This is a genomic window from Bradyrhizobium sp. B124, assembly GCF_038967635.1.
Classification (GTDB): domain Bacteria; phylum Pseudomonadota; class Alphaproteobacteria; order Rhizobiales; family Xanthobacteraceae; genus Bradyrhizobium.
Genome location: NZ_CP152413.1, coordinates 197031 through 216957 on the forward strand (window position 1 = coordinate 197031; position 19927 = coordinate 216957).

At 64.5% G+C, this 19927-nt stretch carries 18 protein-coding genes; 8 read left to right on the forward strand and 10 right to left on the reverse strand.

From position 1 onward, the window contains the following. Nucleotides 1-32: 32 nt before the first annotated feature. Both AAFG13_RS00760 and AAFG13_RS00765 read right to left on the reverse strand, forming a co-directional pair. Nucleotides 33-557, reverse strand: a complete 525-nt coding sequence (locus AAFG13_RS00760; RefSeq protein WP_212315237.1) for a flavin reductase family protein — start codon at nt 555-557, stop codon at nt 33-35. After that, complete coding sequence (locus tag AAFG13_RS00765) at nt 554-1390, reverse strand: hypothetical protein (protein WP_342713525.1); 837 nt, start codon at nt 1388-1390, stop codon at nt 554-556. Before AAFG13_RS00765 ends, AAFG13_RS00760 begins: the two co-directional genes overlap by 4 nt. A gap of 81 nt (nt 1391-1471) precedes the next feature. Between AAFG13_RS00765 and AAFG13_RS00770 the strand changes: the two genes are divergently transcribed. After that, nucleotides 1472-3049 carry a 4-hydroxyphenylacetate 3-hydroxylase N-terminal domain-containing protein gene (locus AAFG13_RS00770; protein ID WP_342710838.1) on the forward strand — a complete coding sequence of 526 codons (1578 nt, stop codon included), beginning with the start codon at nt 1472-1474 and terminating at the stop codon, nt 3047-3049. 120 nt (nt 3050-3169) lie between these two features. Continuing rightward, a complete protein-coding gene (gene catC, locus AAFG13_RS00775; RefSeq protein ID WP_212315234.1) occupies nt 3170-3460 on the forward strand; it encodes a muconolactone Delta-isomerase in 291 nt (96 codons plus the stop codon). A gap of 2 nt (nt 3461-3462) precedes the next feature. On the opposite strand, the gene AAFG13_RS00780 is transcribed toward catC, so the two are convergent. The 4 genes from AAFG13_RS00780 to AAFG13_RS00795 all read right to left on the reverse strand — a co-directional run bounded on the left by AAFG13_RS00780 (nt 3463) and on the right by AAFG13_RS00795 (nt 7357). Continuing rightward, entirely contained in the window at nt 3463-4047 is a 585-nt protein-coding gene (locus tag AAFG13_RS00780; RefSeq protein ID WP_342710839.1) for a TIGR02281 family clan AA aspartic protease, read from the reverse strand. A gap of 25 nt (nt 4048-4072) precedes the next feature. After that, the gene (locus AAFG13_RS00785) at nt 4073-4276 is read right to left on the reverse strand and encodes a DUF1289 domain-containing protein (RefSeq protein ID WP_212315231.1); all 204 of its coding nucleotides are present in this window, start codon (nt 4274-4276) and stop codon (nt 4073-4075) included. Nucleotides 4277-4424: 148 nt separating this feature from the next. Next, nucleotides 4425-6029: an ATP-binding protein gene (locus AAFG13_RS00790; protein WP_342710840.1), complete on the reverse strand. Its 1605-nt coding sequence runs from the start codon at nt 6027-6029 to the stop codon at nt 4425-4427. Nucleotides 6030-6484: 455 nt separating this feature from the next. Further along, complete coding sequence (locus AAFG13_RS00795; protein WP_342710841.1) at nt 6485-7357, reverse strand: NAD(P)-dependent oxidoreductase; 873 nt, start codon at nt 7355-7357, stop codon at nt 6485-6487. A gap of 202 nt (nt 7358-7559) precedes the next feature. On the opposite strand from AAFG13_RS00795, the gene AAFG13_RS00800 reads away from it, so the two are divergent. The 6 genes from AAFG13_RS00800 to AAFG13_RS00825 all read left to right on the forward strand — a co-directional run bounded on the left by AAFG13_RS00800 (nt 7560) and on the right by AAFG13_RS00825 (nt 12794). Then, complete coding sequence (locus AAFG13_RS00800) at nt 7560-7997, forward strand: VOC family protein (protein ID WP_212315226.1); 438 nt, start codon at nt 7560-7562, stop codon at nt 7995-7997. A 56-nt stretch (nt 7998-8053) separates the two neighbouring features. Next, on the forward strand, nt 8054-9184 hold the full coding sequence (locus AAFG13_RS00805; protein ID WP_342710842.1) for an Mrp/NBP35 family ATP-binding protein: 1131 nt from the start codon (nt 8054-8056) through the stop codon (nt 9182-9184). A gap of 153 nt (nt 9185-9337) precedes the next feature. Further along, the gene (locus AAFG13_RS00810) at nt 9338-9631 is read left to right on the forward strand and encodes a hypothetical protein (RefSeq protein WP_249131174.1); all 294 of its coding nucleotides are present in this window, start codon (nt 9338-9340) and stop codon (nt 9629-9631) included. Nucleotides 9632-9937: 306 nt separating this feature from the next. Continuing rightward, nucleotides 9938-11026 (forward strand): TRAP transporter substrate-binding protein, encoded by a 1089-nt coding sequence (locus tag AAFG13_RS00815; protein ID WP_097672506.1) that lies wholly within the window; start codon nt 9938-9940, stop codon nt 11024-11026. A 264-nt stretch (nt 11027-11290) separates the two neighbouring features. Then, nucleotides 11291-12379 carry a TRAP transporter substrate-binding protein gene (locus AAFG13_RS00820; protein ID WP_212315223.1) on the forward strand — a complete coding sequence of 363 codons (1089 nt, stop codon included), beginning with the start codon at nt 11291-11293 and terminating at the stop codon, nt 12377-12379. An 85-nt stretch (nt 12380-12464) separates the two neighbouring features. Further along, the gene (locus AAFG13_RS00825; protein WP_342710843.1) at nt 12465-12794 is read left to right on the forward strand and encodes a hypothetical protein; all 330 of its coding nucleotides are present in this window, start codon (nt 12465-12467) and stop codon (nt 12792-12794) included. Nucleotides 12795-12845: 51 nt separating this feature from the next. Here the strand turns inward: AAFG13_RS00825 and AAFG13_RS00830 are convergent, their stop codons facing one another. From AAFG13_RS00830 to AAFG13_RS00845, 4 genes are all read right to left on the reverse strand, one after another. Next, on the reverse strand, nt 12846-13178 hold the full coding sequence (locus tag AAFG13_RS00830) for a hypothetical protein (protein ID WP_342710844.1): 333 nt from the start codon (nt 13176-13178) through the stop codon (nt 12846-12848). A 303-nt stretch (nt 13179-13481) separates the two neighbouring features. Further along, nucleotides 13482-15020 (reverse strand): efflux transporter outer membrane subunit, encoded by a 1539-nt coding sequence (locus tag AAFG13_RS00835; RefSeq protein WP_342710845.1) that lies wholly within the window; start codon nt 15018-15020, stop codon nt 13482-13484. A gap of 56 nt (nt 15021-15076) precedes the next feature. After that, complete coding sequence (locus AAFG13_RS00840) at nt 15077-18334, reverse strand: CusA/CzcA family heavy metal efflux RND transporter (protein ID WP_342710846.1); 3258 nt, start codon at nt 18332-18334, stop codon at nt 15077-15079. A gap of 56 nt (nt 18335-18390) precedes the next feature. Then, complete coding sequence (locus tag AAFG13_RS00845) at nt 18391-19590, reverse strand: efflux RND transporter periplasmic adaptor subunit (RefSeq protein WP_249131175.1); 1200 nt, start codon at nt 19588-19590, stop codon at nt 18391-18393. Nucleotides 19591-19927 lie beyond the last annotated feature (337 nt).

The window sequence follows — 19927 nt, forward strand, 5'->3', positions numbered from 1 at the left end:
ATCCCCGTTTTCGGGAATATCTTCTGGCGGTCTCACCAGACAAATTCGTAGGCAGCATTCTCCAGCATCGCGGGCGCGGGGTGCGGGTCGGCCAGGCCGCCGAAGCGGCCGCGGCAGAACAGCAGCGGCTTCTTGCCGGGCTCCAGCGACATCTCACGGACATGGCCGAGGAAGATGGTGTGGTCGCCTGCGACGATCTCATCGGCAAGATCGGTCACGAAGTACGCTGCTGCGTTGGCGATGACGGGCAGCTCGTTGCGGCGCTCGAAGACGTCGCAGAGATCGAGCCTGGGCTTGCCCGCGAAATGCCAAGCAAGATCCTCCATTCCCTCAGCCAGAATGCTGACTGCGAAGCGGCCGGTGTTCTGGATGTTGCAGAGCATCTTCGCGCTTTTCGCGATCGAGATCGCGACCAGCGGCGGATCGAGCGAGACCGACATGAAGGCATTGGCCGTCATGCCGTGGTCGCGTCCCTCGCAATGCGTGGTGATGATGGTGACGCCGGTGCCGAACTGGCCACAGGCATTGCGCAGCTCGCGCGGATCGATGGCGGTCATGGGCTGATGACCTCGAGTTGGGCCAGGCCGGATCGATTGGCAGGTGACGCGGTCACGCTGTCCCGCCAGTTTTCCAGCGCCGACGCGGCCGCTGCAAGGCCGGATCGCCGAAGCGTGCGGATCCGGCTGCTGGAGACGATCTCGCCATTGCCGCAGCGCACCGGCGGCAGGATGCGGGTGTCGAAGTGGCGCCGCAGCAGCTGCGCGGTGCCGCCCTTGCAGGACCCGAAGCGGAAATCCTCGCCGACGATCACTTCACGCGGCTGCAGACGCTGCAACTCGGTGAGGAAATCGGCCGCGGTGCGGCGGACGTAGATCTGGTTGAAATCGGCGATGACGACATGATCAGGTGCGAATGTTGCGATGCGCTCGAGCTTTTCGTTGAGCGAGATCAACGCCTCGGCCTGGCCGAAATACACCTTCGGCGGTGGATCGAAGGTGTAGACCACGGCCGGAACGCCGCGGCGTCGCGCTGCCGCAATGGTCTGCCGGAGCAGTTCCTGGTGGCCGCGGTGGACGCCGTCGAACGCGCCGATGGTCACGACGCAGGCGTCGAGGGCCAATTCGCCATCGCGATGAAAAGCGACAGCGGCGCCGTCAAAATCCTTGCCCAGACCTTTGCCCAGATCCTTGCCCATGGCTCGCTCCGGTTTTCGCTCCCTTGCCGTGCTGCGCGATTCTTGCGTCAGCTGCGGCATTGCGTCGGCTGGACGATCGTGCGCCGTCCGGTCCGTGCCACCAGAGTCATAGCCCGAGCCGCGGCGGTTCGCGCGGTATGGTGTGATACCTTTCGCCCGCTCAGGGTGAGCGCGTAGCTTTTCCGCCGATGTCACGCCGACCAAGAGCGTGACGGGATGGTCCGGGCCGGTGTGGCAACGCCCGCCGGTCCCACGACACAAGCGGAGGAGAAACCCATGACTACAGCAGCTGCCTTGCGGGCCGATGCGCCTGCGTCAACCACCAGCGTCTATACCGGCGCGGAATTCCTGGACAGCATCCAGGATGGCCGGGAAATCTACATTTACGGCGAGCGCGTCAAGAACGTCACCCAGCATCCCGCCTTCCGCAACTCGGCGCGGATGGTGGCGCGCTGGTACGACCGCTTTCACGAGAAGAAGGATCAGATCGGCGTCCTGACCGATACCGGCTCCGGACAGTTGACCCATCCGTTCTTCCTGGGCTCGCGAACGGCCGACGATCTGATCAAGGGCCGCGACGCGATCGCCGAACTGCAGAAGGTTGCGTATGGCTGGATGGGCCGCTCGCCGGACTACAAGGCGGCGTTCCTCGGGACCTTGGGCGCGAATTCGGGCTTCTATGGCGAGTACGCAGGCAATGCGAAGAGGTGGTATGCCCGGACCCAGGAACGGCTCGACTTCTGGAATCACGCCATCGTCAACCCGCCGATCGATCGCGATCGCGCGATCGAGGACGTGCGCGACGTCTTCATGCATGTCGAGAAGGAGACCGATGCCGGCCTGATCGTCTCGGGCGCGAAGGTGGTTGCGACCGGCTCGGCGCTGACGCACTACAATTTCATCGCCCACTACGGCATCCCGATCAAGGACAAGTCGTTCGCGCTGATCTTCACGGCGCCGATGGACGCCAAGGGCGTCAAGCTGATCGCTCGCTCGTCCTACGAGTTCACGGCGGCCGCGACCGGCTCGCCGTTCGACTATCCGCTGTCGAGCCGCTTCGACGAGAACGACTCGATCCTTGTTTTCGACAAGGTGCTGGTGCCCTGGGAGAACGTCTTCATCTATGGCGACGTCGACAAGATCAACCAGTTCTTCCCGGCGTCGGGCTTCATCCCGCGGTTCACGCTGCATGGCGTGACGCGGCTGGCCGTCAAGCTCGACTTCATCGCCGGCCTGTTCTCGATGGCGGTGGAGGCGACCGGATCGAAGGATTTCCGCGGCGTGCAGACGGCGGTGGGCGAGGTGATCGCTTGGCGCAATCTGTTCCACGGCATTTCCGATGCGATGGTGAAATCGCCGATCGCCTGGCAGGGGACCGAGGGCTACAATCTGCCCAACCTGAATTACGGGCTGGCCTATCGCGTGTTCGCCCCGATGGCCTATCCGCGGATCAAGGAGCTGATCGAGCGCCACGTCGCGAGCGGCCTGATCTATTTGCCGTCGAGCTCGGCCGACCTCGAGAGCGAGGCGATCCGGCCTTATCTCGACCGCTTCGTGCGCGGCTCCAACGGTTACGCTGCGATCGACCGGATCAAGCTGCTCAAGTTGCTCTGGGACGCGATCGGCTCCGAGTTCGGCGGCCGGCACGAGCTCTACGAGCGCAACTACGCCGGCAATTACGAGAACCTTCGCGTCGAGACGCTGATGGCCGCGAGCGCCACCGGCGACCTCGGCGCCATGCAGGATTTCGTGCGCAATTGCATGAGCGACTACGACGTCTCCGGTTGGACGGCGAAGGATCTTATCAATCCCGATGACATCAACCTCGTCAGCCGCGGTCTGGTGCAGGGCTGATTACAAGGCTGACGACAGGGCTGACGATCTGGTAGACCGAGCACTGGAGCCGCCGCGATCGCGTGGCGGCTCCATTCCGTTTTCGCGCTACCGCTTCATCGCTTGCAAGGAGAGTTGATCATGCTGTTTCACGTCGAAATGGACGTGCGGATTCCGCACGATCTCCCGGCCGAAAAGGTTGATGCGCTGAAGCAGGCCGAGCGTGCCCGCGCCATGGAGTTGCAGCGCACGGGGGCCTGGCGCCATCTGTGGCGGGTGGCCGGACGCTACGCCAATGTCAGCATCTTCGACGTATCCGGCGCGCAGGAATTGCACGACATCCTGTCTGGCCTGCCGCTGTTTCCGTTCATGGAGATGAAGGTCACGCCGCTATGCCGGCATCCGTCGTCGATCCACGACGACGACCGCTAGGGCTAGTCGACAACCGTGCGCGGGCGCCGGTGACGGGCCGGGGTGTTGATGCTGCCGGTGACGTCCGGGTATCCGGTGAGGCTCAGCGTGTCGGAGCGGACCCCCCAGCTTTCGAGCCGGTCGAGGAAGCTCATGCCGAGCAGGTTGGTCTTCATCTGCCCGCGTTGCACCACGAGCGCCGGCACCGATTTCTCGACCAGCTTGCCGACCGCGAGACGGTCGAGCGTCAGCCGCGCCGCCTTGGTGTGACCGCCGGCGGTCTCCAGGTCGACATTGTATTCGAGCATGTCGGTCGGCAGCCCGATCGCCTTGGCGGTTTCCCAGGTCAGCACGACCGAGGTCGCGCCGGTGTCGATCACCATCGGCGCGCTGACGCCGTTGATCTTGGCGCGGAACGCGAACTCGCCGCCCTGGCTGCGCGCAATCTGCACCGCGGGGGCAGGGGCGGAGGCCGGCGCGGCGATGCTGTGGCCGAAGATCTGGGTCAGATTCTGTCTGGCGCGCGCGATCTGGTCGGGATCGCCGTACGTGACAACGGCGCCCGCGGTTGCCATCAGCAGTACGATGACAAGGAGGATGCGGGTCACGGTGCGGCTCCGGTCGCTCCGGTGGTCACGCGCGCTTCGGACGCGGCTCCATGCGCTCGAGCCCGGCCTCGGCCATCCGCGCCGGCAATGTCGTCATGACAGACAGCCGCTCCGCGCGGTCCATCTTGTGCCAGCGTGCGATCTCCGGGAGCGTGCGACCACAGCCGAAGCAGAGCTTCGTCCTGGGGTCGATCATGCAGACTGCGATACACGGCGTTTCTGAGCTCATTCTTCAACTGTTGAACCGTTTCAGCCGCCGGTGCAAGTCGGTCGAATCGGGATGCGCCATCACGCCCCGGCTTTTTGTCGCGAGCATGGTCTTGGCGCGAACGCCTCGGATTCATTGGCAGCGAAAACCGCGTCACCCGCGACATGCTCTACAATCCGGTGCCGGCACTCATGATGGACTTGCGGCGCACACGTTTCCGGTCGGCGCCCATCGAGGGCTCGGCGGGCTCCGGCTGCATCGGCGGCGCTTCTTCCGTCATCGGCGCCAGCGCGCTCATCACCCGCTCCGGCGGCAAGGTCACGATCACCTCGGTGCCGATGCGCAGCTTCGATTTCAGCGTGAAGGTGCCGCCATGCATGTCGATCAGGCTCTTGGCGATCGGCAGTCCAAGGCCCGCACCCTGTTCCGCCGACTTGATCGAGTTGGAGCCCTGGCCGAACGAGGCCAGCACGACCGGGATCTCGTCCTCGGCGATGCCGCTTCCGGTGTCCTTCACGCTCAGATATTGCCCGCCCGACGCGGTCCAGCCGACCTTCAGCCAGATCTCGCCGCCCTGCGGGGTGAACTTGATCGAGTTGGAGAGCAGGTTGAGCACGACCTGGCGGATGGCGCGCTCGTCGCCCCAGATCCTGGGCATGCCATGCTCGAACACCTCGTGGATGGTGATGCCGCGGCTGGAGGCGCGCAGCTTCAGCAGATGGTGGCAGTCGGCGACGACATGCACCAGCGCCACGGCCTCTTCGTTCAGCTCATAGCGGCCGGCCTCGATGCGCGACAGGTCGAGGATCTCGTTGATGAGATTGAGCAGGTGCACGCCGGAATTATGGATGTCGGCGGAATATTCCTTGTAGACCGGCACCGCGTGCGCACCAAAGATCTCGCTCTTCATCACCTCGGAGAAGCCAAGGATGGCGTTGAGCGGCGTGCGCAGTTCGTGGCTCATCTGGGCCAGGAAGCGCGACTTGGCGACGTTGGCGGATTCGGCGCGGTGCCGCGCCTCGTCGGAGATCGCCTTGGCCTGTTCCAGCTCGCCGATCAGCGCGTCCTTTTCGGCGCGGGCCTCCAGCGTCGCCAGCGTGGTCGAATGCAGGCGATGGGCCAGCAGCGCGAAATAGCCTTCGGCGGCAAGCGCGAGCAGCGCCAGCACGTAATTGTCGAACGCGCCGTTGAGCACGAGGTCGAGCGCGATCCCGACCGTCACCGGAACGGTCGCCGCGAGTGCTGCGATCGGCAGGCTTGCCGCCAGCATGCTGGAGACCGCGATCACCAGCAGCATCAGGAACATCATCAGCGTGTTGGAAGAGAGATCGCGCCCGGCGGGGTGGATCAGGATCGCGGTCCAGCACAGGCCGTACAGCAGGTCGAGCAGCACGAAGCGCGTCCGCCATTTGCGGGTCACCGCGACCGAGGTGGGTTCGGCGAGGAAGCGGGCGCAGCTGCGGATGATGGCGAGATGGACGCCGAGGATGCCGACCGTCCAGGCGCCGGCCACGATCGGCTTCATCCAGAGGCCAAACAGGACGCCGGTTGCCACCACGAGCAGCATCACGACGTAGGACGCCGAGATCCGGGTCTGGGCATACTGCCGGAGCAGTTCGGCGTCGAACGCCGGGCGGGTTCCACTGGTTGACGTTAACCGATCCCGCGCCTCACGCACCCGCTGCGCTGCGACGCGCCGGCTGTTCACCGGCGCCGTCACCTGAGGTCCTGCCGGAAGTTGTACAACCTCAGGCTTTTCTGCGGGATTACTCATCAACAACACAAATCCTGCCCGCGAACCGCGCGGGCTTTTTGCATTGTCTATCTGTGACGCCAATTCATTAAGCGTTACCTTAAAGAGCTAAAGAAAAGCGTTAACCGGAGGTTAAATTAACTGTTGCGCTGGGCGCCGCGCCGTTGGTCCGAGGAGAGCCACGGCTTTCGAGGACTGCAACGAAAGGCGGCATGTTTCGGCATACAGCTATTGCGTGACCGCCTGTGAACCCCAGACGCTGGCCACGTCCACATGATTTCGGAATAATGGAAATGTGCGCCTGATTTGCCCGACATGTCAAGTTGCCAAATCGAATGCCGGCGGCGGGCTACTTTGCATGGGGTTGTTTTCGATATTTTGGCAGCGCGCACCTTCTAAGGGGAATGCTCCTTCGCGAGACGACGCTGCATGGCACGGTGGCCCGCCGACGCGGTTCACCGTGCCAATGCGAGGAGCTAGCGCTGCAGGCGCGCGAGCAGGCTCGACGTATCCCAGCGCTTGCCGCCCATCTTCTCGACCTCGGCATAGAATTGGTCGACCAGCGCGGTGGCGGGGAGGGTGGCGCCGTTGCGGCGGGCTTCCGCCAGCGCAATCGAGAGGTCCTTGCGCATCCACTCGACCGCGAAGCCGAAATCGTACTTGCCCTCGTTCATGGTCTTGTAGCGGTTTTCCATCTGCCAGGACTGCGCTGCTCCCTTGGAGATGGTTTCGATCACGGCGGCGACGTCGAGGCCGCTCTTCTTGGCGAAGTGGATGCCCTCGGACAGGCCCTGCACGAGGCCGGCGATGCAGATCTGGTTGACCATCTTGGTCAGCTGGCCGGCGCCTGCCGGTCCGAGCAGCTTGCACATCCGCGCATAGGCGCCGGTGATAACAGGCTCGGCGCCAGCGTAGGCGTCTGCGCTGCCGCCGCACATCACCGTCAGCACGCCGTTCTCGGCGCCGGCCTGGCCGCCCGACACCGGCGCGTCGACGAACTTGAAGCCGGCCTTGGTGGCGGCGGCATCGAGCTCGCGGGCGACCTCGGCGGAGGCGGTGGTGTGGTCGACGAAGGTCGCGCCCTTCTTCATGCCGGCAAAGGCGCCGTCGGGGCCGATGGTGACCGCGCGCAGGTCGTTGTCGTTGCCGACGCAGCACATCACGAAATCCTGGCCTTCGGCGGCGGCCTTCGGGGTCGGCGCCGTCTTGCCGCCGAACTTGTCGGCCCATTCCTTCGCCTTCGCCGCGGTCCGGTTGTAAACGGTGACCTCATGGCCGCCCTTTTTCACGAGGTGTCCCGCCATCGGGAAACCCATTACGCCGAGACCGAGGAAAGCGACTTTAGCCATGTCTGTTACCTTGTGATTTGCCGTGGTGATCGCCCTTGAGACCGCCGGAAAACGTCGCGGCGGGCAGGGCATTCCGTCCATGGAAGGGAGCCGCACCATACCCCCTGCGCAGCGGAGGGCAACGGCTTCGTTGGATGGCAGACCCCGGTTTTGTGCTAGGATCGCCCGACCAAAGAACCTCACAAAAAAGGGAGTGTATCGCATGGGCATGAGCGTCGGTGTGCTCGATCATTTCAATATCCGGACCCGGAATCTCGCCGCCACGGTGCGGTTCTATGAGGACATTCTGGGCCTGGAAAAGGGGGCGCGGCCGAACTTCGCGTTCCCCGGTGCGTGGATGTACAGCGAGGGCAAGGCGGTCGTGCATCTGGTCGATATTTCCGCGACCGACGAGGCACAAAAGCCTGACTCGGGCGTCGTCCATCACGTCGCCTTTGCCAGTCAGGGCTTTGACGGGATGCGGAAGCGGCTTCAGTCCAAAGGCATGGAATTCGACTCGCGCCAGGTTCCCGGCGGCGATCTCTGGCAGATCTTCGTCAACGACCCCAACGGGGTCATGATCGAGCTGAACTACGAGGCCGCCAAGGAAGGCGGCGCCGCAGCGCCGGCCGAGCGGCGGGACGACGTCGGAGCGAGGTAGCCTTTTGCGCTGCAACGCTCTATGGGAGGTCTCTTGAACTTTCCGGGAGATGCGCGGTGAGCGTGACGCAGCAACAGGTTCTCGATTGCCTTGCCAAGGTGATGTCGCCGCGCGGCACAGCCTTGACCAACGCCAATGTGCTGTCGGCGATCGCGGTCACCGACGGCAAGGTGTTCTTCTCGATCAATGTCGACGCCGCGGAAGCCCGCGCCTGGGAGAGCGTGCGTGCGCAGGCCGAGAACGCCGTGCGCGCCATTCCCGGTGTCAGCGTCGCGATGATCGCGCTGACCGCAGAGCGCAAGGCCGGCGGTGCGGCGCCTGCGCCGCGGCCGGCCGGCGGTGTCCAGCCTGCGTCCGCGCACCGTCATCCGCACCCGCCTGGTGCGCAATCGCCGATGGCCCGGCAGGCCGAGATCCCCGGCATCTCAGCCGTCATCGCGGTTGCCTCCGGCAAGGGCGGGGTCGGCAAGTCGACCACCGCGCTCAACCTTGCGCTCGGTCTGCGCGACATCGGCCTGCGCGTCGGGCTGCTCGACGCCGACATCTACGGCCCATCGGTGCCGCGGCTGACCGGCATCCGCGAGAAGCCGAAGCTCAACGACGACAAGAAGATGATCCCGCTGCAGCGCTTCGGCCTGTCGATCATGTCGATCGGCTTCCTGGTCGAGGAGGACACCGCGATGATCTGGCGCGGGCCGATGGTGATGTCGGCGATCACCCAGATGCTGCGCGACGTCGTCTGGGGCACGCTCGATGTGCTGGTCGTCGACATGCCGCCCGGCACCGGCGACGCCCAGCTCACGCTGGCGCAGAACGTCCCGCTTAAGGGCGCCGTCATTATCTCGACGCCGCAGGACCTCTCGCTGATCGACGCGCGGCGGGGACTGGCGATGTTCAAGAAGGTCAATGTGCCGGTGCTCGGCATCGTCGAGAACATGAGCTATTTCCAGTGCCCGCATTGCGGCACGCGCTCGGACATCTTTGGCCATGGCGGCGCCCGCCACGAGGCCGAGAAGCTCGGGGTGCCGTTCCTCGGCGAGATCCCGCTGCATATTGCCATCCGTGCCGCCTCCGATTCCGGCAACCCGGTGGTCGAGAGCGAACCGGACGGCCCGCACGCGGCGATCTACCGTGCGATCGGCAGCAAGGTCCGTGAGCAGCTGCAAGGCGTCATCGCCGCCGCCTGAGCCCGCGCTGTTGTCCCGGTCTGCCGGTGGGCTTCAAAGGCCGGGATCCGGGCGGCCTTTCTTCACAGGCCTGTCGCCCTGGGACGATTGCTGAATCGCGTCCGGCCTGTATGTTTGTCCAGCACTGGCCGAATCGTACCGCCGTGCCGTCAATTGAAGGCGGGCACGGGTAGCCGTAATGCGGGGAGGGGCCGTGAGGCGACCAGCGACATGGCAGCATCACGCGAAGCAAACAAGCAACGCCGCAAGCATCTGACGCGGGAGAAGCGCGAAGAGGCCTCCCGGGCGGCGTTCAACCTTGCGAAGAAATCCGACTCGATCGGCGAGGCCGCGATCGCGATCGCCAAGACCTTTGGCGTCAGCAAGACGACCGCGCAAAGCTGGATCCGGCGTGGGCGGCATTTGGCCGATAAAGCCAAGAAGGCGCGAGAGGCGACGCGGCGCTGATTGCCACGGAGCCCGGTGGCTGAGTGCCGGCCGGGCGGCCCGCACGCGGCGATTTACCGCGTGACGGCGGCGAGGTCCGCGAGCCGCTGCAAGCCGTCGTCGCCGCCGCCCGAGCCAGCATTTTCCGGTAGATTTCCCGCATCATCAGACTTTCGTTTAATTGGTGCGGTCATGCCATTGTCGCGTTTCCGTGAGGCCGTCATCCGTGTTAAAGGGCCGACCCAGAGCGTCCCGGCTGGCCTCAAGCCTCCTGCCGGAGAACTGCTTGCGGTCACTGGGAAACGCCCCTCAAGGAGAAGCCTTACGATGAAGCGTCGTGATTTTTTGAAAGTGTCTGCGGCCGGTGCTGCCGCGACGGCGGTTGCCGCGCCGGCGATTGCGCAGTCCTCGCCTGAAATCAAATGGCGCCTGACCTCGAGCTTCCCGAAGTCGCTGGACACCATCTATGGCGGTGCCGACCAGGTGGCGAAGTATGTCGCCGAAATGACCGACAACAAGTTCCAGATCCAGGTGTTTGCGGCGGGTGAGATCGTCCCCGGCCTGCAGGCGCTGGACGCGACCTCCAACGGCACGGTCGAGATGTGCCACACCGTGTCCTACTACTATGTCGGCAAGGACCCGACCTTTGCGATCTACGCGTCGGTGCCGTTCGGCCTCAACGCCCGCATGCAGAACTCCTGGTGGTACCAGGGCGGCGGCGAGGCGCTCGGCAACGAGTTCTTCAAGAAGTTCGGCGTGATCGGCTTCCCCTGCGGCAACACCGGCACCCAGATGGGCGGCTGGTTCCGTAAGGAGATCAAGACGGTCGCCGATCTCTCCGGCCTCAAATTCCGGATCGGCGGCATCGCCGGCCAGGTGCTGCAGAAGGTCGGCGTGGTGCCGCAGCAGCTTGCTGGCGGCGACATCTATCCGGCGCTGGAAAAGGGCACCATCGACGCCGCCGAGTGGGTCGGTCCCTATGATGACGAGAAGCTCGGCTTCCAGAAGGTCGCCAAGTACTACTACTATCCGGGCTTCTGGGAAGGCGGCCCGACCGTGCACGCCTACTGCAACCTCGAAAAGTGGAATGCGCTGCCGAAGAACTACCAGGCGATCCTGACCAACGCGACCGCCAACGCCAACACCTGGATGGCTGCGCGCTACGACATGCAGAACCCCTCGGCGCTGAAGCGGCTGGTTGCCGGCGGCACGCAGCTGCGTCCGTTCACCAACGAAGTGCTCGAGGCCTGCCTCAAGGCGACCAACGAGCTGTGGGGTGAAATCTCGGCCAAAAATGCCGACTTCAAGAAGTCGATCGACGCCATGCAGGCGTACCGTTCCGACCAGTATCTGTGGTGGCAGGTCGCCGAATACACCTTCGACAGCTTCATGATCCGCTCGCGCACCCGCGGCTGATCGCACTCCGAGCGTTCGCGAGAAGAGAACGCGCCAAGAGCTTCGAGCTAACAAGAGCTTCGACTTAAGTAGCCCGGCCCCCGCAAGGGGGCCGGGTTTTTTGCGTCTGGCATTCGCCGAGGGGATGTTCCATGCTCGCGTCCGAAGCCTCGGCACGAAGGCGGGCGCGTGATCGGTCACCGGTCATGACGGCAAAGAAACGCAGCGCGACGATCGCAAGCAGTCGACGCTCGGACAAACACAATCATACAGGGTGGGATTCAAATGAAGCGCAGAGATTTCATCAAGGTCACGGGTTTAGGTGTCGCAGGCGCGGCAACGGTCGCAGCTCCCGCGATCGCGCAGTCGATGCCTGAGCTCAAATGGCGCCTGACGACAAGCTGGCCGAAGTCGCTCGACACGTTGCACGGCGGCGCCGAGCTGATGGCCAAGGCGGTCGGTGAAGCCACCGACAACAAGTTCCAGATCCAGACCTTTGCCGCCGGCGAGATCGTGCCCGGCCTGCAGGTGCTCGACGCCGTGCAGAACGGCACGGTCGAGATGGGGCACACCGCGCCCTATTACTATTTCGGCAAGGACCCGACCTTCACCTTCGGCTCCTCGGTGCCGTTCGGCCCCAACATGCGGCTCAATCAGGCCTGGTTCATGCTGGGCGGCGGCAAGGAGCTGCTCAACGAGTTCTACAAGAGCTACAACGTCACCTCGCTGCTCGCCGGCAACACCGGCTGCCAGATGGGTGGTTGGTTCCGCAAGGAGATCAACAGCGTCGACGATCTCAAGGGCCTCAAATTCCGCATCGGCGGCTTTGCCGGACGGGTGATGCAGAAGCTCGGCGCGGTGCCGCAGCAGCTCGCCGGCGGCGACATCTATCCGGCGCTGGAAAAAGGCACCATCGATGCGGCCGAGTGGGTCGGTCCCTATGACGACGAGAAGCTCGGCTTCTACAAGGTCGCGCCGAACTACTATTTTCCCGGCTGGTGGGAAGGCGGCCCGATGCTGGTGGCGATGATCAACCTCGACAAGTGGAACGCGCTGCCGAAGCACTATCAATTCGTGCTCGAGCAGGCCGGCCATCTCGCCAACAACTGGATGATGGCGCGCTACGACCAGGCCAACCCGCTCGCACTGAAGAAGCTGCTCGCGGCCGGCACCAAGCTGCGCCCATTCCCGACTGCGGTGATGGAAGCGTCCTTCAAGGCCGCCAAGGAGCTGCATGCCGAGGTTTCGGCGACCAATGCCAATTTCAAGAAGGTCTATGACTCGCTGACGACGTTCTCCAACAACGGCTATCAGTGGTTCCAGGTCGCCGAAGTCGGCTACGACAATTTCATGGCGCGCCACTCTCAGGCCTGACGCCACTGACCTTCAGCGCAAGCAGAACCCCGGGGCAAAGCTCCGGGGTCTTTTGCTGGGAGCCAGCGAGGGGCCCGCCAAACGAATGCTTTTCGGCACGATTCATGCTAGCATTGCTCAGGAGCGTGAATCAGGGCGCCATATGCGTTTCCTCGGTCTTATCCTGCGGACGCTGTTTCTGACCCTTGTGGTGGTCATCACTGCTCGCGTCGCAAGCCCGCAAAACGAAACCATCTGGTCGGCCTACGAGACGCCATCGGATCTGTTTCGCATCATCCTGGGCGCCGCGGTCTGCCTTTTCGTCGCCGTCCAGATCTTCAGGTATTCCAGAGATCCCGCTGATATGCGCAGGTGGGTCGTGATCGGGGGCGCCGCGGTGCCGTTGGCGTTGGTTTGCGCGGTCGTCATCTGGTAGGCGCGGTCGCTGATCGCGTCGGCCCAGAAATCACCGTGCAAGCCCCGTCGATCAAAATGGAAACGGCAATGAGCGCACGGGAAGGCGGCTTTCGAAGCTCAATCCGGTGGCCGGTCCGGTCCGGTAATGGCCGTTATAGTGCCCTCCATTTGGGCAGTAATTCGGATCCTGACGCTCCTGATCGTCGATTGTCCGGCGATAGCTTCGCTGCTGATAGCGCGTCTGCCAGCAATGGCAGTTCTGGTCACAAGCGAGTCGTGCCCGAACGACGCTTGCGGGGCCTTGCGGCGACAGCCGCGTGACCTGAACAGGCGCAGCGCAGGCTACCGACGCCATCATGGCACCGGCCGCAGCGATGAGAAGCAGACGCGTTGTATTTTTCATATGGGTCTCATCGAGCCGATCAGCGTGAATCCCGGAAGCCAATTCAATTGCCGGAGCGTGCCGCTATTTCCTTGGCGATCGCTTTAGCGGCGATGCTGGAGGCGTTGATACGGCAGCCGGCGTCGTGCGAACCACCGGGTTCTTCTGCTCGTTGGGACCGCCGAGATTGCTTGGCTTTTTCGGACCGCCGACCGCGCTTTGTGCGGCCGCGGATCCCGCAGAGACCGCAAGGAGAACTGCCGCCAGGATGAGCATGTTTTTCATTCGTCGGTTCCTCCAGTCAGTAGCCTCGTACGGCGCTTCTCAGCGGGCGGGCGGCCCGTTTTCGCTGACGCGCTGCGGGGCGCTGGCGGGTAAATCCTCCAGGGCACATTTGCGCCAATCGTCGGATGTGCAGTTGATCGGCCAGCCGCCGCCAAGCGCCATGAAAAGGGCGGCGCTGTCCGAGAGGCGCGTCGCCTGCGCCTGCACGCGGACCACCGCCGCCGTCAGATAGACCTGCTGGGCATTGAGCACGACCACCTGATTGACTTGCCCGAGAGCAAGCTGCTTCTGAATGATGTCGAGACTGGCCTTGGCGGCGAGCTCGGCCTTGACGGCAGCCTGCAAGGCGCGCGCGTCGGCCTGCAGGCTGCGCAGGGCGTCGGCGACGTTCTGCATCGCCGTGACGACAGCCTGGCGATAGAGCGCGTCCGCCTGGTCCACCGCGGCCTCGGCGGCCTTCTGCTTGTGATACAGCGTCAGGCCGTCGAACAGCGGCTGCGTTGCGCTCGCCGCGATGACGTAGAAGCTGGTCCCCGGCGTGAACAATTCGGCCAGGCTGAAGCCGGCGGCGCCGGCATTGCCGGTGATCGTGATGTTGGGCAGCCGCGCCGCGATCGACACGCCGACCTGGGCGTTCGCCGAGTGCAGCAGCGCTTCCGCGGCCCTGACATCCGGACGCTGGGCGATCATCTTGCTCGGCAGGCTCACCGGCAGGTGTGCGGGAAGCACCAGGCGGTCGAGCGTGAACTTCTGCAGGATTTCGTCGGCCGAGAATTGCCCGGCCAGCGACGTCAGCAGGTCGCGCTGAACGGCGAGCTGCTTTTCGAGCGGCGGCAGCAGTTGCTCGGACTGGGCCAGCGCGGCCTCCTGCGCCAGCACGTCGACCTGGGCGGCGCCGCCCGCGTTAAACTGGTTCTTCACGATCTCCAGAATGCCGCGTTCGATCTTCACGACGCGCTGGATCGCGGCAATCTGGCCGCGAAGCGATGCTTCCTGGATCGCCGCGGTGACGACGTTGGCCGTCAGCGTGAGGTAGGCCGCTTCCAGCTGGAACAGTTGTTGCTCGGAAATCGCGTCGAGACTCTCGACGGCGCGAACATTCTGGCCCCAGATGTCCGGCACGAAGCTGACGTTCAATTGCGCGGTGTGAAGCGAAAATACCGAGGGCGACTGGCCGCCCGGGCCCGAACTCGATGCGCCGGAAATCTGCTGCTGGGCGGGCGTGTAATTTGCGCCGAGCTGCGGGAAGAACAGCCCGCGCTGCGCCAGCGCGTTGTATTGCGCAATCCTGATCGACGCCTCGGCCGCCTGCAGGGACGGGTTGTGCTCGACCGACATCTTGATCAACTCGTCGAGCGGCCTTGAGCGAAATGCCGTCCACCACCGCAGCGACACGTCCTCTCCGCTGACGAAGTGCTGCTTGGGCACGCTAGGACCCCCGGCACTTGTGCTGGGGGAAGCCAGCTTTTCCGGCGTGTAGCGATCGACGTCAGGGGCGGGCGGCGGCACGAAATTCGGGCCGACGGCGCAGCTTGCCAGCAACAGCCCGGCGGCGCCGGCGCCAAGCACCGGAGGCATGGCGCGCCTTCCGCGCCGCGCGAGCGCGGCAACAATCCTTGCGACGATCCCGGACATCAGGCGCCCCCTTCATGCGCCGCTTCGGGCGGTGCCGTGGCAGCCGCCTGGTCGGGAGAGGCGACAGGCTCGCGCGACAGGAAGATCTTGCGCAGCGCAGGCGCCACGATCAGCAGCAGCAGCGGGCCGATGAACATGCCGCCGACCACCACGGTCGCGAGCGGACGCTGCACCTGGCTTCCAATGCCGTGCGATAGCGCCGCCGGAAACAGGCCGACGCCCGCGGACAGCGCGGTCATCAGCATCGGCCGCATGCGCTGCTCGGCGCCGTTGAACACCGCCTCCGCGATGCTCATGCCCGAGGCTCGCAATTCGCGGAAATAGGTGATGTTGAGGATGCCGTCCATGACCGCGACGCCGAACAGCGAGATGAAGCCGATCGCGGCCGAGATCGAGAAATCGAGCCCGGCGAGGTACAGCGCGATCAGGCCACCGCCGACTGCGAAGGGTATGCCGGCCAGCGCCAGCAGGCTGTCGCGCAGCGAGTTGAACAGGCTGTAGAGCAGCACGAAGATCAGCAGCAGCGTCACCGGCACCACGATCATCAGGCGCGCCTTGGCGGCTTCGAGATTGTCGAATTCGCCGGACCAGATCATCCGGTAACCGGTCGGAAGGTGCACGGCCTCGGCGACGCGCGTCTGTGCCTCCGCCACCGTGCTGCCGAGATCGCGGCCGCGCACGCTGAACTTGATCGGGATGTAGCGCTGGCTGCGCTCGCGGTAGATGAACGACGCACCGGTATCGAGCGAGATGTCGGCAAGCTCGCTCAGGGGGATGTAGGCGTTGGTGCCGGACGACGTCTGGTAGGCCACCTTGATTTCGCGCACCTCGTCGATGCTCTGGCGGAACTTCGGATCGAGCCGCACCACCACGCCGAACTGCCGGTCGCCCTCCAGCACCGTCGTCGCGCTGGTGCCGCCGAGCGCCGCCTGGACCACGGTCGTCACGTCGCCGGTATTGAGACCGTAGCGCGCGGTCTTCTCGCGGTTCACCTTGATGTTGAGGTTGGGCTGCCCGACCAGATGGAAGATGCCGAGATCGGCGACGCCGCGGATCTTGGCCATCTCCTGCGAGACCTTGGTCGCGAGCTGTTCGAGCACGGCGAGGTTGGGGCCGATGATCTTGACCGAGTTCGCGCCCTTGACGCCCGACAGCGCCTCCTCGACGTTGTCCTGGATGTATTGCGAGAAGTTGAAGGTGACGCCGGGCAGTTCCTCGTCGAACTCCCGCTGCAGTTCCTCGGTCAGCTTCTCCTTGGCCAGGCCGGGCGGCCACTGGTCGAACGGCTTGATCGGCGCGAACAGCTCGACATTCGAGAATGGAGAGGCGTCGCTGCCATTGTCGGGGCGCCCATGCTGCGACACCACCGTGATGATCTCAGGGTGACGCAACAGGATCTCGCGCATCTTGCGGGTCGGCTCGGTGCCTGCGTCGAGCGACATGGTCGGCGGCATCGAGGCGCGGATCCAGAAATTGCCTTCCTCGAGCGCGGGCAGGAACTCGCTGCCGAGCTGGCTCGCAGCAAGGCCGCTCAGTCCGAGGAAGATGATGCCGGCTGCGACCGCGACCCTCAGATGCGTCAGCGACCAGCGCAGCACCGGCGTGTAGGCCTTGCGCAGCGAGCGCACGATGATGGTTTCGGTTTCCTCGATATGCCGCGGCAGCAGCAGCGATGCCAGCACCGGCGTCACGGTGAATGTCGCCAGCAGCGCGCCGGCGAGCGCGTAGCCGTAGGTTCGCGCCATCGGTCCGAAGATCTGGCCTTCGACGCCCTGCATGGTGAACAGCGGCACGAACGCGGTCACCGTGATGGCCGCGGTGAAGAACACCGCCTTGTCGACCTGCAATGCGCTGACGAAGATCATCCGCAGCCGCTCGGTCCAGCCCGGCGCGGGTTGGCCGTTTCGCGTCGTGGGATCGCCACCCCAGTATCCCTCGGCGAGGTTTTGCAGCACCCGGAGCCGGTTCTCCGGACTGGACTGGAAGTTGCGGAAGATGTTCTCCATCATGATGACGGCGGAATCGACGATGATCCCGAAGTCGACGGCGCCGAGCGACAGCAGATTGGCGTCCTCGCCCTGCAGCACCAGGATGATGATCGCGAAGAACAGCGCGAACGGGATGTTGGCGCTGACGATCAGCGCGCTGCGCAGGTCGCCCAGGAAGACCCACTGGATCACGAACACCAGCAGGCAGCCGAACATCAAGTTGTGCAGCACGGTGTGGGTCGTGACGCTGACCAGCGAGGTGCGGTCGTAATAGGGGACCACTTTGACGCCGGCAGGCAGGGTGCCGTCGCTGTTGATCTTGGCGACTTCCTCCTCGACCTTTGGCACGATGTCGTTGGTGTGCTGCGTGCGTCCCATCACGACGATGGCTGCGGCGACGTCGTCGTTCCTGTCCTTTCCGGCGATGCCGAGCCGCGGCACATAGCCGACTGAAACCTTGGCGACGTCCTTGATCTGGATCGGCAGTCCGTTGGATTGGGTCAGGACGACGTTCTCGATGTCCCGGACCCGGTAGCCCTTGGTGATGTCGTCATCGCCGCCTGAGTTGATCAGGCCGATGCCGCGGATGTTGACGGATTGCTGGCCGATCGCGATCTCGCGGCCGCCGACATTGATGTTCGCGTTGCCGAGCGCGCTGATCAGCTGCGGCACGGTGATGTTGTAGGCTTCGAGCTTGGCGAGATCGGCGTCGACATTGAACTGCTTGGTGGTGCCGCCCCAGGCATTGATCTGCACCACGCCTGGAAGCGTCATCAGCCGGCGGGCGACGACGTAATCCTGCAAGGTCCTGAGATTGGTCAGGCCGAAATTCGGCGGACCGACGAGCTGGTAGCGGTAGATCTCGCCAACCAGGCTGGACTGCTGGATTTGCGGGATCTGATTGCCGGGGAGCTGGACGTTCTGCGTGAGGTTGTTGGTGGCCTGCGAGAGCGCGAAGTAATAGTCGACGCCGTATTTGAAGGTGACCCGCACGAACGACAGGCCGTAGAACGAGGTCGAGCGGATGTTGACCACGCCCGGCGTCGAGTACAGCCCGACCTCCATCGGGATCGTATAATACTTCTCCATCTCCTCGGCGGAGAGGCCGGCGGCCTGTGCCGTGATCTCGAGGATGACGGGCGCCGGGTTCGGATAGGCCTCGATGTTCAGCTTGGTGAACGCGGCGAATCCGGCGGCGCAGAACACGGCGAGGCCGAGCACGATGACGGCGCTTCGGGTCAGACCGAATTGAAGGAGGCTCTTGATCAAGGTGCTGCACTTACTCTTGAGCGGACGAGGGCGCGGTCAGCGTTGCGGCTGGCGCGCTAGCCGGTGGCCGCGTTGGCGAACTTGTTGCTGAGGAAGATCGCGCCGGTGGAAGCGACCTTCTCGCCGGCTGCGAGGCCGCTGAGGATTTGCCGCCAGCCGTCCTGCTCCATGCCGATCGTCACCGTGCGGCGGTCGAACTTGCGGCCGTCGCTCGTGACCCACACCGTCATCGTGCCGTCGCCCTCGCGCACGATGGCGTCCAGCGGAACGCTCACCGACAGCTTTGGCGGTTCGGTTTCGATGGTGAAGCTCGCAAGCATGCCGGCGCGCAGCTTGTGCTGGGGATCATCGATCACCGAACGCACCAGCTGGCGGTGCGAGTTCGGATCGATGTTGAGGCCGAGCGTCGTCACGCGGCCGCGAAACACCTCATTCGGATAGGCCGGCACCCGCACCTCGACCGGTTGGCCGATCCGGTAGGCGGGGGCATCGGTCTCGATCACATTGGCGACCATCCACATCGTCGAGATGTCGGCCAGCGAATAGGGCGCCGGTGCGTTGCCGGGCTGCACAAAGAGTCCCGGCGCGGCGTTGCGCGCAATGATCCGGCCGGAGATCGGGCTCGGCACCACCAGGATGGAATCGACCTTGCGGTCGGCGACGATGCGGTCGATCTCGGCGTCGGTCTTGCCGAAGATGCGCACCGCGTCGCGCCCGGCCTTGTAGTTGCCCTCGGCGGTCTGCTGATCCGACGTCGCCTGGTCGACGTCCTTCTGCGCGCCGCCGCCGGTCTTCAGCAGCTGCCTGACCCGGGCCAGCGTCCTGGTCTGCAGTTCGAGCACGCCGGCCGCGGCGAGCAGCGACGACTCGGCCTGCAACAGATCGGGGCTGTCGATCGTGAACAGCCTGTCGCCCTTCGCAACCTCGTCACCGACATTGAGCGGCGTGTCGACGATCCTGCCGGGATTTGATGTAAACGCCTGCACCAGCATGTTCTGATTGAAGTCGATCGAGCCGACCGCGTTCTTCAGGGTCCGGAACGAACGCTGCTCCGCGGCCATGGTCTTCAGGGAGGCCGCCTGCTTGTCGCTCAGCGCGACGTATTGCTGCTCGACGTTGACGTCCTGCGGCGCGGTCTCCTGCGCGGCCTTGGCGTTCACGACACCATCGGCGCGCGTCGTGAGCCACGCGCCGGCGAGAAGCGCCGCCAGCACCGGCATCGCCGCAAAGCCCATATACTTCATTCGAAATGACATCGCCCGCCGCCAATACTGCATGAAAGTCTCGCGCGAGAGACGAGGTCCTGCCGCATGGCGGGCCGTCGTCCGATCTCCCGGTGAGAGCAGATGAACGATTATCAGGGCTAGCTGACGCCAGCCTTACATTTGCCCTTTCAAGAGCGCGCCCGGCGCGCGAATTTGATTGCGGCGGGGGCCGGTTTATCTATTTTGCGTGGGGACGGGAGCGGTCGCGCATAGCCAAAATATAGCGCGTTAGCGGCAATCCGGGCGTTGTGCTTAGATGCGTATCGTTTGCACATCGGGATTGCTCAACGCGCGATCTGTTGCGGAATTGTCGCTTGGCTGGCGCATC

What these genes read in the sequence shown, in the direction of transcription:
- AAFG13_RS00760 (WP_212315237.1), bottom strand. Translation starts at nt 557, where the DNA reads ATGACCGCCATCGATCCGCGCGAGCTGCGCAATGCCTGTGGCCAGTTC.
- AAFG13_RS00770 (WP_342710838.1), top strand. Translation starts at nt 1,472, where the DNA reads ATGACTACAGCAGCTGCCTTGCGGGCCGATGCGCCTGCGTCAACCACC.
- catC (WP_212315234.1), top strand. Translation starts at nt 3,170, where the DNA reads ATGCTGTTTCACGTCGAAATGGACGTGCGGATTCCGCACGATCTCCCG.
- AAFG13_RS00785 (WP_212315231.1), bottom strand. Translation starts at nt 4,276, where the DNA reads ATGAGCTCAGAAACGCCGTGTATCGCAGTCTGCATGATCGACCCCAGG.
- AAFG13_RS00790 (WP_342710840.1), bottom strand. Translation starts at nt 6,029, where the DNA reads ATGAGTAATCCCGCAGAAAAGCCTGAGGTTGTACAACTTCCGGCAGGA.
- AAFG13_RS00795 (WP_342710841.1), bottom strand. Translation starts at nt 7,357, where the DNA reads ATGGCTAAAGTCGCTTTCCTCGGTCTCGGCGTAATGGGTTTCCCGATG.
- AAFG13_RS00800 (WP_212315226.1), top strand. Translation starts at nt 7,560, where the DNA reads ATGGGCATGAGCGTCGGTGTGCTCGATCATTTCAATATCCGGACCCGG.
- AAFG13_RS00815 (WP_097672506.1), top strand. Translation starts at nt 9,938, where the DNA reads ATGAAGCGTCGTGATTTTTTGAAAGTGTCTGCGGCCGGTGCTGCCGCG.
- AAFG13_RS00820 (WP_212315223.1), top strand. Translation starts at nt 11,291, where the DNA reads ATGAAGCGCAGAGATTTCATCAAGGTCACGGGTTTAGGTGTCGCAGGC.
- AAFG13_RS00825 (WP_342710843.1), top strand. Translation starts at nt 12,465, where the DNA reads ATGCTTTTCGGCACGATTCATGCTAGCATTGCTCAGGAGCGTGAATCA.
- AAFG13_RS00830 (WP_342710844.1), bottom strand. Translation starts at nt 13,178, where the DNA reads ATGAAAAATACAACGCGTCTGCTTCTCATCGCTGCGGCCGGTGCCATG.
- AAFG13_RS00835 (WP_342710845.1), bottom strand. Translation starts at nt 15,020, where the DNA reads ATGCCTCCGGTGCTTGGCGCCGGCGCCGCCGGGCTGTTGCTGGCAAGC.
- AAFG13_RS00845 (WP_249131175.1), bottom strand. Translation starts at nt 19,590, where the DNA reads ATGTCATTTCGAATGAAGTATATGGGCTTTGCGGCGATGCCGGTGCTG.